Consider the following 12017-nt stretch of genomic DNA (forward strand, 5'->3'; position numbering starts at 1 on the left):
CGATAGGCGAGATCCGTGCGGGTCCAGTCGACCACCGGCATGAAATTGTAGCAGACCGTCGCAATGCCGGCCTTGGCGAGCGCGCGGATTGAGTCGCGATAGTAGCCGGCGTAGCGCTCGCGTTCCGGCGCGCCGACCTTGAAGGAGTTGTGGACCGGAATGCTCTCGACCACCGACCATGTCAGGCCGGCGGCCTCGATGACACGCTTGCGCTCCAGAATGCTCTCGAGCGGCCAGGCGCGCCCGTCATAGATATCGTGCAAGGCGCTCACCACGCCGGTCGCACCGGCCTGCCTGACATGATCGAGCGTTACCGGGTCGTTTGGTCCATACCAGCGCCAGCACTGTTCCATTGCCGCTTCCTTCTGCGAGAGGATGGCAACCTATTGTTGGACCACAATGGGTGTCAAACTAGGAACCGGTTTCGGACAGCGAATGAAGGAGTTTTCCCAATGAAGGATTTCGACGGCAAGGTTGCCTTGGTGACGGGGACGACCGGGATTGGCCTCGCAACCGCCAGACGCCTCGCTGCAGGGGGCGCTGCGATCATCGCCTGCGGCATCGACCGCGCGGCCAACGCTCTACTGAAAGCGGAGCTGGAAAGCTCCGCAGCCGGGGCGCTGGTCATAGGCGCCGACGTCTCCGTGCCCGATCAGGTTCGCGACGCGGTCGCGGCCGGCGTGGAGCGGTTCGGCGGCCTCGATATCGTCGTCAATTCGGCGGCGGTGCATCCGTACGGAACCGCCGTCAGCACCGATTTCGAGACCTGGAACAAGGCGATGGCGGTCAATGTCGGGTCGATCTATCTGACCGCGCATTTCGGCATCCCGGAAATGGTCCGCAGGGGCGGCGGCGCCATCGTCAACGTCGCTTCGGTGCAGGGCTTTGCCTGCCAGCAAAACGTCGCCGCCTATGCCACCACCAAGGGCGCCATCCACACGCTGACGCGTGCCCTGGCCCTGGACCATGCGCGCTCCGGCATCCGCGTCAATTCCGTCAGCCCCGGCTCGATCCGCACCCCGATCCTGGAGAAGGCCGCCCGCGGCGAGAACGGCACGGACGCCGATGTCGAGGCCGCCTACAAGCGCTTCGGCGAAGCGCACCCCATCGGGCGCATCGGCGAGCCGGAGGAGGTGGCCGAACTTATCGCTTTCCTGTGTTCGTCGAAGGCCGGCTTCTGCACTGGCGCGGACTACAAGATCGATGGCGGCCTGACCGCCGGCATCGGCGTGAAGTAGATCGCGAATGGGGCCTGGCCTTTAGCGGGAGCGGCCGGCATCCGACAATTGGTTTGCCGAATTCTTGCAGATCAATGCTCAAGCAAATCGAGCAGCGAAATTGAGCTTTAGCGAAATTTCGGAAACGCACCGCCATCAGGGGCGTTGGCCCAGCTCTGCAAGGTCTGGCCGCCGTCGATCAGCCAATCCACGCCCGTGACGTGCCTCGCCTCGTCCGAGGCCAGGAAAGCCACGGCGGCCGCGACATCGTCCGGCTGGCCGATGCGGCGCAATGGAATGCGGTCGGCGAAATGCTGGACGCTGCTCTTGAATTCGCCGTCACCGGAAGCCGGCACGCCAAGCGTCGTCTCGATCACGCCGGGGCAAATGGCATTGACGCGTATGCCGTAGGGCGCAGCATCGAGCGCCGCAACCCGCGTCAGGCCGACCACGCCGTGTTTGGAAGCGACATAGCCGGCACCGCCCGAAAGGACGTCCCAACCGGCCATGGATGAGCCCATGTTGACGATCGAGCCACCGGTCCCCGCCTTGATCATCGCCCGAAGCGATGCCTGCAGGACGAGGAAGATACCGCGCAGATTGATACGGATGGTCGTATCCCAGTCCTCGACCGGCAGGTCGTGAACGGGAGCGACGACGCCGGAAATGCCGGCATTGTTGAACACCACGTCGAGGCCGCCGAACGTCTCGACGGTCGCCTCGACGGCGCGCCGCACATCCGCTTCATCGGTGACGTCGGCTTCGATGGCAATGGCGTTTTCACCCAGTGAGCGAGCCAGTTGCTGCGCCGCCGCGCCATTGCGATCGACAATGGCGACGCGCGCGCCTTCGTCAAGGAAACGCCGCACCGCCGCGCCGCCGATCGCGCCGGCGCCGCCAGTGACAAGGATCTTCTTCTGGTCGAATCGTTTCATCCCCCGGTCTCCGGCTTTGGATAGGAACGCCATGAATATTGTGGTTCGAAGCCGATCGTTTCGCGCGCATGGACCGTGTCGAGCACGGCGCCAAAGCCGGCGATCGGCCGCGATAGAGCGACATCGGGATAGACCCGGCGCACGAGCGCTTCGGTTTCCTCTTCCATGAAGGTGTCGGCGGCGCTGAGCAGGACGCGCAGATGGCCGTCGCCTTGCCATTCAAGCGCCCGCAGGAAGCCCTGCCCGGCGTCGCGCGCGTCGAGATAGGCCCACAGGTCGCGGGCACTGTCGGCCGTGGCGCGGCGCGGCCCGACGCCCTCGAAAAATGAACCCGGCGTCTGGATCCACGGCATGCGGATACTGACCGCCGAAAAGGCGCCGCGGCGCACCGCCGCGTCGACGATTTCCTCGCCCAGCCATTTCGACAGGCCGTACGGGTCCTGCGCGCCGACCGGGTGGTCCAGGTCGACCGGCAGATAGGGCGGTCGCACAGGTTTTTCGAAAAAGGGATAGCCGAAGACGCTGAAGGATGAGGCATAGATGAAGCGCCTGGCGCCGGCCATGGCGGCTGCCTCGACCACATTGTAGGCGGTCGCGATGTTGGTCTTGAACACCTCGCCGCCGGCCCGGCCGGTCGGCCGCGGAATGGCCGCGACATGCACAACGGCATCGCAATCGCGCACCAGCTGCAGTGTCGATCCCAGATCGGTCAAATCGGCGGTTGCGTGGCGCCATGCGACCTCACCCGGCACCACGGCATCGACACCAAGCACATCGTGGCCGGCCGCAACCAGAGCCTCGGCCACATGGCGGCCAAGCAGGCCGCTGGCTCCGGTGACGATGGTTTTCATATCTCGGCCTCGGCTCCGCAATTCAGCGGCTTGAATATCATTGATGGTCATACAAATCGAGCACATGCCTGACAAGCGTTGTCAAGGCCATTTCGCGATGGGCAAATAGCGCATACGCTTGTCGGAGCGCGGTGCGCAAGGCCGACCAGCACGCTTTGCGTCGAACGGGATTGACTTGGCATCCACTAGGGTTTTTTGTATGAGCATCAACGATCGGTCAAAGGAGCTCGCCATGTCCGTGGACAGTTTTTCCTCACATCGGCACGATGATGCGGTGCGCCTCGATCCACGCCGTGCGGCCATTATCGTCATCGATATGGTCAATGAGTTCTGCAAGCCCGGCGGGGCCATGGTCCTGCCTGGGTACGAGACGCTGGTCGCGCCGCAACTGGCCGTGATCGAGGCTGCGCGCGCCGCCGGCGTGCCGGTGATCTGGGTCCATGACAGCCACCGACCGGGCATGCGACGAGAGCGCGAATGGCTGAAGCGCACACCGCATTGCCTGGATGGAAGCTGGGGGCCGGAGATCATCGAGGATCTCGGCGCCCGCGATGATGAGATCCATGTCATCAAGCGGCGCTACTCGGCCTTCTTTCAAACCGACCTGGACCTGACGCTGAAAGACATGCAGGTCGATCAGTTGGTCATTTTCGGCGTGGTCACCAACATCTGCGTGCGCTCGACCGTCCATGATGCCTTTTTCCAGGGCTATGAGGTGGTGGTGCCAAGCGATTGCTGCGCGGCAACGGGACCACGCGAGCAGGAAAGCTCGCTCTACGACATAGCGACCCATTTCGGCGTGGTCAGCGATTCGGCTGATGTCGTCGCAGCCCTCCGCGACGGGACGTCGCTTCAACCAGCGGAGGTCGCGGCTTGAGCTTTTCCAAACCGGCGACATCCGAGACAGCGGCGATAGGAGTCCGGTGTGACGACTGAAAAGAAACCGCAATCCGAAAAAGGCGCGACCTCGAAAACGCCGAGCGGCGATGCACCCCCGAGCCGCGAGCAAGTGCTGCAGCAATACGCCGAGACCGGCTATGAACTGGACCGTCACCCGGCGCACGTCATCCGCCGGGCGCATCAGCGCGCGACACTGCGCTTCCAGCAGGTCATGGCCGGCGAAGACCTTTCGCCAACGCAATTCGCGGCGCTCGCCACGATCCTCAAGCATGGCGAAGTCTCGCAGAACCATCTCGGCCGGCTGACGGCGATGGACCCGTCGACCATCAGCATCGTCATGCGCAAACTGCTCAAACACGGGCTGATCACGCGCAGCGCCTCCGAAACCGACCAACGCCTGACGATGATCGCGCTGACCAGCAAAGGGACCGACTATACGCTGGAACGGCTCGAACGCAGCGTCGAGGTCGGGCGGCGGTTCCTGTCGCCGCTCTCCCCGGCTGAGCAGGCGACGCTGCTTCGCCTGCTCCAGCGCATCAATGACGACGACCCAACGAATGGCGACGGCGGCAAATAAGCCGCGTCCAGTCCTTTTTTCCATAACAGCAAAAGTGAGAACCGATGTCGTCCGACCTCCAGTCGTCTGCCAACACGCTCGTCGTCCGCAATATCGGTCTCATGCTGAGCGGCGATCTCGCACAACCGATCATCGACGCCGACACCATCGTCGTGAGCGATGGACGCATATCAGGCATTGGCAAGGCAGGCGACATTGATGGCGGCAGCGCGGCGACGATCATCGATGCGATGGGCTGTGCGGTCGCGCCGGGTCTTATCGACAACCACGCCCATCCGGTGGCCGGCGACTGGACGCCCCGGCAGAACCAGATCGGCTGGATGGATTCGACCGTGCATGGCGGCGTCACCACCATGATCTCGGCGGGGGAAGTCCACACGCCGGGCCGACCGCGCGATCTTGTCGGGCTGAAGGCGTTGGCGATCGCGGCGCAGCGCACCTTCTCCAACTTCCGTCCGAACGGCATGAAGATCCTGGCCGGGGCACCGATCCTGGAACCCGGCCTTACCGAGGAAGACTTCCGCAGTCTCGCCGAGGCCGGCGTGACGCTTGTCGGCGAGGTCGGGCTTGGCGGCGTCAAGGATGGGCCGACCGGCCGGAAGATGATCGCCTGGGCGCGCAAATACGGCATGACCTCGATGACCCACACAGGCGGCCCGTCGCTGCCCGGCTCCGGCCGCATCGGCGCGGATGTCGTGCTGGAGGTCGACGCCGACATCGTCGCCCACGTCAATGGCGGGCCAACCGCCCTGCCCGAGGCGGAAATACGGCAGATCTGCGAGAAGGGTTCGAGGGCGCTTGAAATCGTCCATAACGGCAATCTGCGCACCGGACTGTTCGTGCTCGACCTGGCAAGGCAGCGCGGCGAACTTTCGCGCGTCATCCTCGGCACCGACAGCCCGGCCGGATCCGGCGTCCAGCCGCTCGGCATCCTGCGGACCCTGACCATGCTGGCTTCGCTTGGTGGTATCGCGCCGGAAGTGGCGTTCTGTTTTGCCAGCGGCAACACGGTGCGCGTGCGCGGACTGGATGATCGCGGCATCATCGAGGTGGGGCGCGCCGCCGACCTGATCTTCATGGATCAAGCGATCGGCGGTGCCGGCGACGGGCTGCTCGACAGCGTGGCGCTCGGCAATCTTCCAGGCATTGGCATGGTCGTGATCGACGGCGAGGTGCGGACAGGCCGGAGCAGAAATACGCCTCCGGCGATGCGGGTGCCGGAAGTCCTGGCGGCCTGACGGTCAGCCGACGCCGTCAATGCCGACAATCTTGTCCTTGGTCAGCCCGCCGACGCGCGGGTGCGGCCTGCCGGAATCGGTGACGGCGATAGCGACGACGATCTCGTCGGCACGCGGTGCGTCGGGAACACGAACCTCCATGCCGTCGAAATGGCTGCGCACCCGCGCCGCGTCCTTGTGGCCGAGCGGAATATCGAGCGGCACGCCGAGGCCGCCGCGCTTCTTCGATGAGGGAATGAGCGCGGCGCCCTTGCCGAGCACGTCGCGGAACGGGGCGCCGAGCTTTGGATGAAGGATGGCGGCGGCATGTTCGAGCTCGCCATCGGCGCCGACGGCGGCCGCCTTGCCGAAGCTCTCGACCCGGTTGCCGGCAATGCCCAGAGCAGCGACGGCGCGCCTGGGCAAGATATCTCCCAACGCTTCGCCGATGGCGCTGAGTGCCGACAGATCCTCGACGTAGGTACCCGCATAGGGGTTGCGGATGACCGCAATGGCTGCGGCACGCCGCGTCGGCGGATCGACGGGCCGCCCGCCTTCGATCCGGGTTTCCTCGACGATGGTGATGATACGGCGGATTTCCGGGCTCATCGCAGTCCGTCCTCACCCTTGATGTCGGCGGCGGCAAGGCCGCCGACCCGTGCATGAACGCGTGCGCCGGTGGTCATCGCCAGGATGACCGCCATTTCATCGCTGCGCGGCGCATCGGCAATGCCGATCTCGATTGCATCGAAATGGCTGCGCACATAGGAGGCGTTTATGTGCGTGATCGGGATGTCGATGCGCGTTCCGGGGCCGCCGACTTTCTTGGTCGAAGGCACGATCGCCTTGGCATTGCCGAGCAGTTCGCGCATCGCGTAGCCGCCCGGATTGTGCCAGAGCGCGCCATGTTCAAGCTCGCCGGCGGCGCCGACTATGGCACCCTTGCCATAACCTTCGATGGCCTGGCCGCCCTCACCAATGGAGTCGATCAGGCGCCGAGCCATATCGAGACCGAGCGGCTTCAGGTCTTCCATGAAGCCGGTGATCTCTTCGACATAGCGTCCGGCAAAAGGGTTGGCGATGAGCGCGACGATCGCGCCTCGCTTGAGCGGACGTGCCGCGTGGGGTCCGCCCTCATGGAATATCTCTTCGATCTGAACCAGAAATTTCCTGACCACCACAGCCGGCATTGTTCTCTTCCTTCATCCCGTCGTTCATAAAACTCGTTAGAGTATCAACAATTATGCCTATCGACATTTGTCAAGCACAGACGTCGAGCAAGCGGGCGAAGGGCCAAGAAAACTGCATCGGATGACGATTGACAGCCTGTTAAGCCGCTCCTAAACTCATATGACCATCAACGAACTCGCCGTTGTCCCGGCGATGTGTGGGGGATGGTCAAAGCGTGGCTTCAAAAGCTGAAAAAAGCTGAAGGGGAATGACATGAAAAGGGCGCTCAAGAGTTTATTTCTGGCCGGCACGATGCTTGCCATTTCGTTCGGACCGGCCGCCGCACAGGCCAAGGTTTCCGTGGCCGCGATCTCGGGATATTTCGCACAGGGTTTTGGCGTTTCGATCGTCAACGGCCTCAACAAGGCCAAGACCGATTTCGGCATCGACCTCAAGCTGGTCGACACCGGCAATCGCGCGCTCGACTACCAGCAGCAGTTCGAGAATCTCGCCAAGGGCAAGCAATACGACCTCATCTTCGTGATGGGCTGGGAGTTGGTGGACTCGCTGCAAAAGGTCAGCGCCGAATATCCCGACCAGCGCTTCGTGTTCATCGATGGCGTCCTCGACAACCCCAAGATGATCTACGCCAATTTCGCCGAGGAGCAGGGATCCTTCGTCGCCGGCGCGCTTGCTGGCATGATCGAAGCTAAGGGCACCGCCTTCGACAAGATCGGCGACGGCAAGGCCATCGGCTTTGTCGGCGGCCGCGATATCCCGGTGATCCGCAACTTCCTGGGCGGCTACGAGCAAGGCGCCAAATATGCCGCGCCCGACGTCAAGGTGAACTCCGTCTTCGCCGGAACCTTCGACGACCCGGCCAAGGGAAGCGAACTTGCCCAGGCGCTTTACGGCCAAGGCTCCGACATTGTCTACAACGTCGCCGGCCCGACGGGTGAAGGCGTGATGCAGGCAAGTGCCGCGGTCGACAAATATTCGATCGGCGTCGACATCGACATGTGCGGCTCGGCCCCCGGAAATGTGCTCGCCAGCATGCTGAAGCGCGGCGACATCGCCGTCTATACGCTGATCAAGGACGAGGTCGAGGGCCGCAAGATCACCGCCGGCACCCGCACTTTCGACCTCGCCTCGGGCGGTGTCGAGGTCAAGGTCTGCGATGACATCGCCGCCAAGATCCCGGCAGAGATGACCGCCAAGCTCGACGAGATCAAAAAGGGCATCGTCGACGGCAAGATCGTGATCGCCAAGGCGAAATAAGCCAACACCAGCGCCTCCCTCCCAAGAAAGCGCTAGACTGATCCGCCGCGGCTTGCCGCGGCGGATCAGTGTCCAATCTGCGAGAGCCATGTTGTCGAACACGCCGGGGTCGCCGACCCTCCACAGCAATGCCGCGATGGCCGTCGAGTTGACCGGCATCACCAAGCGTTTTGGCGCATTCGTGGCCAATGACGGCATCGACCTTGCGGTCCGCCGCGGCGAGATCCACGCCATCATCGGCGAGAACGGTGCCGGCAAGACGACGCTGATGAACATCCTGTTCGGCCTCTTGCAGCCGGACGAAGGCTCGATCCGGCTGAACGGTGAAGAGATCGTGATCGCCGATCCGTCCGTCGCGATAAAGGCCGGCCTCGGCATGGTTCACCAGCATTTCAAGCTGGTTCCCTCGCTCTCGGTTGCCGACAACGTCTTTCTCGGCATGGAAATCCGTCGCCATGGACTTATCGACCACGCTGCGCAGGTGGCGCGAACGCGCGACCTGTCGAAGCGCTTCGGCCTGCAGGTCGATCCGACCGAGCGCGTCGGGCTGCTCTCGGTCGGCATAGAGCAACGCATCGAAATCCTGAAGGTCCTGGTGCGCGGCGCGCGCACCATCATCCTCGACGAACCGACCGCGGTGCTGACGCCGCAGGAAAGCCGCGAACTGTTCCAGACGCTGCGCAGCTTCGTGGCCGAGGGCATGACGGTGATCTTCATTTCGCATCACCTGGAAGAGGTGATGGAAGTGTCCGACACGGTGACGGTGCTGCGCAACGGCAGGAAGGTGGCGACCCGGCCGACGGCCGAGCTCAGCAAGGACCAGTTGGTGCACATGATGGTCGGCCGCGAGGTCAGCTTCGACCGCCGGCCGCGCGCTTCGCTGCACGGCGACGTAGTGCTCGAAGTGAAGGATCTGTGGGCGCGCGACGATCGCCTGCTGCCGGCCCTTCGCGATGCCAGTTTCACGGTCCGCTCCGGCGAGGTGGTGGGGATCGCGGGTGTGGCCGGCAATGGACAGACGGAGCTGGCGGAAGTGCTTTCGGGCCTGCGGCCGGCAAGCCATGGCGGGGCCTGGCTGAAGGGCCAGAATCTCACCGATCTCTCGCCCGCCGCGATCCGCCAGGCAGGCCTCGCCCATGTTCCAGGCGACCGCATGGTACGCGGGGTCGATCGCAACGCTTCGATAGCGGCCAACACCCTGATGGGCCGCCAGCATCGTGCACCATGGAGTCGTGGCGGCATGCTCAACTGGAATGCCATAAATCAAAACGCCGAAACGCTGATCAAGAGCTTCGATATTCGCGCGCGCGGACCGAGCGATGCGGTCAAGCGGCTTTCGGGCGGAAACATCCAGAAGGTCGTTCTGGCACGCGAATTCACCAATGGCGCCGATTTCCTGCTGATCGACCAGCCGACGCGCGGCGTCGACATCGGCGCCCAGGAGGCCATTCATGACGAGATCATGCGCCAGCGCGCCGCCGGCCGCGCGATCCTGCTGATTTCCGTGCAACTCGACGAACTGGCCGCCCTTGCCGACCGCATCCTGGTGATGTTCAACGGGCGGATCATGGGCGAGGTCTCTGGCGATGACGCCGACGAGGAGCGCATCGGCATGATGATGGCAGGCGTGGCCGCACCGGAATTCGCCGCGGAGACCGCATCATGAAAGACCATTTGCATGCCGTTTCCGGCCAGGTCATCGCCATCGGCGTGGCACTGCTGATGGGCGCGATCATCATCCTCATGGTCGGCGAAAGCCCGGTGCGTGTGTTCATGACACTGTTGCGCGGCGCCTTCGGCGATCAGGAGAAGATTGCCGGGACCTTGCTGCAGACGACGCCGATCCTGATCTGCGGTGTCGCTGCCTGCATCGGCTTGCGCGGCGGCATGTTCAACGTCGGCATCGAGGGCCAGCTGTTCCTCGGCGGCTTCGCCGCCGCCTGGGTCGGCTTTGCCATGCCCCTGCCCGCGGGCATCCACACGCTGGCAGCACTGGCGCTGGCGATCGTGGCAGGCGCGGCCTGGGTGGCCATCCCCGCCTATTTCCGCGCCCGCTACAACACCAACGAGGTCGTCTCGACGATCCTGTCGAACTACGTGGCGGTGCTGCTCACATCCTATTTCACCATCTTCCTGTTCAAGCGGCCGGGCGGCTGGTCGGAGACGCCGCCGATCCTGGCGACATCCTATCTGCCGGAGATCTTCACTTTTTCGCGGTTGAACTGGGGCCTGGTCATTGGCCTGGTGCTGGCGGTCGGCGCGGCCCTTGTCTTCCGCTACACCAGATGGGGTTACGGCGTCACGATGGTCGGCTCGGCGCCGAAATTCGCCGAATATGGCGGCGTCAACGTGAAACGGCAGGGCTTCCTGGTCCTGCTGCTTTCGGGGGCCGTCGGCGGGCTGGCCGGCGGCGTCGAGACGCTCGGCGTCCACCACCGCTTCATGGAAGGATTTGCTCCCGGTTTCGGCTTCGACGGGCTGATCGCCGCCCTGCTCGCCAATGGCTCGCCGGTCGCCACCATCTTCACCGCACTGTTCTTCGGCGCCCTGCGCAACGGATCGCTGCTGCTTGAGGTCGATACCAGCGCGTCGCGCGAAATCATCACCGTGATCCAGGCGCTGATCATCCTCAGCGTGTCGGCCCAGGTGCTGGTGAGAAAGCGCGGCGACAGCCAGGCAGGGGAGCGGCGATGGAAATTCTAGACAAGCTCATCAACGTCGCGCTGATCGCGGCGACGCTTCGCACCACCGCGCCCATCCTTCTGGTCGCGCTTGGCGGCTCGTTCACCACCAAGGCCGGCATCTTCAACATCGGCCTCGAGGGGCAGATGCTGGTCGGCGCCTTCTTCGCCGTCCTTGGTTCGATCTGGACCGGTTCCGCACTGGCGGGCGTCGCCTGCGGCGTTGCGGCGGCGCTCGTCTTCGCCCTGGTTTTTGCTGTCCTGGTGGTGAGCTTCAAGGCCAATGAAGTTGTCGTCGGGCTGGCGCTCAACATCCTGGCCGGCGGCATGACGATCTCGCTGATGAAAGCGATCTTCGGCACGCGCGGTTCGATCGTCGGTCATGGCATCGTCGGCCTGCCGAAAGTCCAGCTGCCCGGCGCCCGCGACCTTCTCGGCTCCTGGGCGCCGCTGATCTCCGGCTTCACGCCGCTCGTCTATGCCGCCTTCATCGCCGTGCCGCTGCTGGTCGTCTGCTACAACAGGACGCGGCTCGGCCTCTATATCCGCGTCGTCGGCGAAAAGCCGGAAGCCGCCGAGGCGCTTGGCATCTCGATCACCCGCGTCCGCTACATCGCATCCCTGCTGTGCGGATTGCTGGCGGGCCTCGCCGGCGCGCATCTGTCCCTCGGCTACATCACCATGTTCACCGAAAACATGTCGTCGGGCCGTGGTTTCATGGCGGTGGCGATCCTGATCTTTTCCAACGGCGATCCGCTGAAGGTGCTGGCCGGCTGCCTGCTGTTCGGCTTCGCCGATGCCTTTTCGTTGCGCCTGCAGACGTTTGGCTATCCGTCCTACCTGGTTCTCACCGTCCCCTATGTCGTTGCGCTGATCGCATTGTTCGCGCTGTCCTACCGGGCGCGTCCAAGGATCATCGCGGAGACGCTGGAATCGATGCGGAAACTGCTGTCGGTAGACAGGAACACCGAACCCGGCGGCAAAAATCCCCAGTGAAGGAAGCCTTTATGGAACGCATAATCCTCGACGTGGATTCAGCCGGCGACGATATTCTCGCCGTGCTGTTTGCAGCGGTCAATCCCAAACTCCGGCTCGAGGGCGTGACCACCGTGACCGGTGCGGCCGGCCCGATCGAACAGGTCACCAACGTCGTCCTCAACACGCTGACGCTCGCCGGGCGTGACGATATCC

At 63.9% G+C, this 12017-nt stretch carries 14 protein-coding genes; 9 read left to right on the plus strand and 5 right to left on the minus strand.

All coding sequences use genetic code 11. The features are described 5' to 3' along the window. Positions 1 to 353: mannonate dehydratase (locus EN884_RS09445; RefSeq protein ID WP_206617573.1), on the minus strand; the 353-nt coding region annotated here is incomplete at its 3' end. Positions 354 to 452: 99 nt separating this feature from the next. Here EN884_RS09445 and EN884_RS09450 point away from each other — a divergent pair. Beyond that, complete coding sequence (locus tag EN884_RS09450) at positions 453 to 1238, plus strand: SDR family oxidoreductase (RefSeq protein ID WP_063170106.1); 786 nt, start codon at positions 453 to 455, stop codon at positions 1236 to 1238. Positions 1239 to 1345: 107 nt separating this feature from the next. On the opposite strand, the gene EN884_RS09455 is transcribed toward EN884_RS09450, so the two are convergent. Both EN884_RS09455 and EN884_RS09460 read right to left on the minus strand, forming a co-directional pair. Then, positions 1346 to 2152 (minus strand): SDR family NAD(P)-dependent oxidoreductase, encoded by an 807-nt coding sequence (locus EN884_RS09455; RefSeq protein WP_024502294.1) that lies wholly within the window; start codon positions 2150 to 2152, stop codon positions 1346 to 1348. Further along, positions 2149 to 3003: an NAD(P)-dependent oxidoreductase gene (locus EN884_RS09460; RefSeq protein WP_024502293.1), complete on the minus strand. Its 855-nt coding sequence runs from the start codon at positions 3001 to 3003 to the stop codon at positions 2149 to 2151. The genes EN884_RS09455 and EN884_RS09460 overlap by 4 nt, the downstream gene beginning before the upstream one ends. A 232-nt stretch (positions 3004 to 3235) precedes the next feature. On the opposite strand from EN884_RS09460, the gene EN884_RS09465 reads away from it, so the two are divergent. The 3 genes from EN884_RS09465 to EN884_RS09475 are packed head-to-tail and all read left to right on the plus strand — an operon-like array spanning position 3236 to position 5718. After that, a complete protein-coding gene (locus EN884_RS09465) occupies positions 3236 to 3880 on the plus strand; it encodes an isochorismatase family cysteine hydrolase (RefSeq protein ID WP_024502292.1) in 645 nt (214 codons plus the stop codon). A 48-nt stretch (positions 3881 to 3928) separates the two neighbouring features. Then, a complete protein-coding gene (locus EN884_RS09470) occupies positions 3929 to 4480 on the plus strand; it encodes a MarR family winged helix-turn-helix transcriptional regulator (protein ID WP_024502291.1) in 552 nt (183 codons plus the stop codon). 44 nt (positions 4481 to 4524) lie between these two features. Continuing rightward, positions 4525 to 5718 carry an amidohydrolase family protein gene (locus EN884_RS09475; RefSeq protein WP_063170105.1) on the plus strand — a complete coding sequence of 398 codons (1194 nt, stop codon included), beginning with the start codon at positions 4525 to 4527 and terminating at the stop codon, positions 5716 to 5718. A 3-nt stretch (positions 5719 to 5721) separates the two neighbouring features. On the opposite strand, the gene EN884_RS09480 is transcribed toward EN884_RS09475, so the two are convergent. Together EN884_RS09480 and EN884_RS09485 are read right to left on the minus strand one after the other, a co-directional pair. Then, a complete protein-coding gene (locus tag EN884_RS09480; protein ID WP_063170104.1) occupies positions 5722 to 6306 on the minus strand; it encodes an amino acid synthesis family protein in 585 nt (194 codons plus the stop codon). After that, on the minus strand, positions 6303 to 6887 hold the full coding sequence (locus EN884_RS09485; RefSeq protein WP_063170103.1) for an amino acid synthesis family protein: 585 nt from the start codon (positions 6885 to 6887) through the stop codon (positions 6303 to 6305). The genes EN884_RS09480 and EN884_RS09485 overlap by 4 nt, the downstream gene beginning before the upstream one ends. A 253-nt stretch (positions 6888 to 7140) precedes the next feature. Here EN884_RS09485 and EN884_RS09490 point away from each other — a divergent pair, with 253 nt between their 5' ends. The 5 genes from EN884_RS09490 to EN884_RS09510 form a co-directional block, all read left to right on the plus strand. Next, positions 7141 to 8145, plus strand: a complete 1005-nt coding sequence (locus EN884_RS09490; RefSeq protein WP_013530296.1) for a BMP family ABC transporter substrate-binding protein — start codon at positions 7141 to 7143, stop codon at positions 8143 to 8145. Positions 8146 to 8233: 88 nt separating this feature from the next. Next, positions 8234 to 9811 carry an ABC transporter ATP-binding protein gene (locus EN884_RS09495; protein WP_063170102.1) on the plus strand — a complete coding sequence of 526 codons (1578 nt, stop codon included), beginning with the start codon at positions 8234 to 8236 and terminating at the stop codon, positions 9809 to 9811. Further along, a complete protein-coding gene (locus tag EN884_RS09500; RefSeq protein WP_082826652.1) occupies positions 9808 to 10848 on the plus strand; it encodes an ABC transporter permease in 1041 nt (346 codons plus the stop codon). The genes EN884_RS09495 and EN884_RS09500 overlap by 4 nt, the downstream gene beginning before the upstream one ends. After that, positions 10836 to 11822, plus strand: coding sequence for an ABC transporter permease (locus EN884_RS09505; RefSeq protein ID WP_013530293.1), 987 nt, complete (start codon positions 10836 to 10838; stop codon positions 11820 to 11822). Before EN884_RS09500 ends, EN884_RS09505 begins: the two co-directional genes overlap by 13 nt. Before the next feature lie 11 nt (positions 11823 to 11833). Then, a partial coding sequence (locus tag EN884_RS09510) for a nucleoside hydrolase (protein WP_206617574.1) occupies positions 11834 to 12017 on the plus strand: 184 nt, incomplete at its 3' end.

Origin of the sequence: Mesorhizobium sp. M7A.F.Ca.AU.001.01.1.1, from assembly GCF_004022735.1 — a bacterium.
GTDB classification, from domain to species: Bacteria; Pseudomonadota; Alphaproteobacteria; order Rhizobiales; family Rhizobiaceae; genus Mesorhizobium; species Mesorhizobium ciceri.

Bases quoted from the DNA above. Each gene is read 5' to 3' on its own strand.
- EN884_RS09450 (WP_063170106.1), top strand. From the start codon at position 453: ATGAAGGATTTCGACGGCAAGGTTGCCTTGGTGACGGGGACGACCGGG.
- EN884_RS09455 (WP_024502294.1), bottom strand. From the start codon at position 2,152: ATGAAACGATTCGACCAGAAGAAGATCCTTGTCACTGGCGGCGCCGGC.
- EN884_RS09460 (WP_024502293.1), bottom strand. From the start codon at position 3,003: ATGAAAACCATCGTCACCGGAGCCAGCGGCCTGCTTGGCCGCCATGTG.
- EN884_RS09465 (WP_024502292.1), top strand. From the start codon at position 3,236: ATGTCCGTGGACAGTTTTTCCTCACATCGGCACGATGATGCGGTGCGC.
- EN884_RS09475 (WP_063170105.1), top strand. From the start codon at position 4,525: ATGTCGTCCGACCTCCAGTCGTCTGCCAACACGCTCGTCGTCCGCAAT.
- EN884_RS09480 (WP_063170104.1), bottom strand. From the start codon at position 6,306: ATGAGCCCGGAAATCCGCCGTATCATCACCATCGTCGAGGAAACCCGG.
- EN884_RS09485 (WP_063170103.1), bottom strand. From the start codon at position 6,887: ATGCCGGCTGTGGTGGTCAGGAAATTTCTGGTTCAGATCGAAGAGATA.
- EN884_RS09490 (WP_013530296.1), top strand. From the start codon at position 7,141: ATGAAAAGGGCGCTCAAGAGTTTATTTCTGGCCGGCACGATGCTTGCC.
- EN884_RS09495 (WP_063170102.1), top strand. From the start codon at position 8,234: ATGTTGTCGAACACGCCGGGGTCGCCGACCCTCCACAGCAATGCCGCG.
- EN884_RS09500 (WP_082826652.1), top strand. From the start codon at position 9,808: ATGAAAGACCATTTGCATGCCGTTTCCGGCCAGGTCATCGCCATCGGC.
- EN884_RS09505 (WP_013530293.1), top strand. From the start codon at position 10,836: ATGGAAATTCTAGACAAGCTCATCAACGTCGCGCTGATCGCGGCGACG.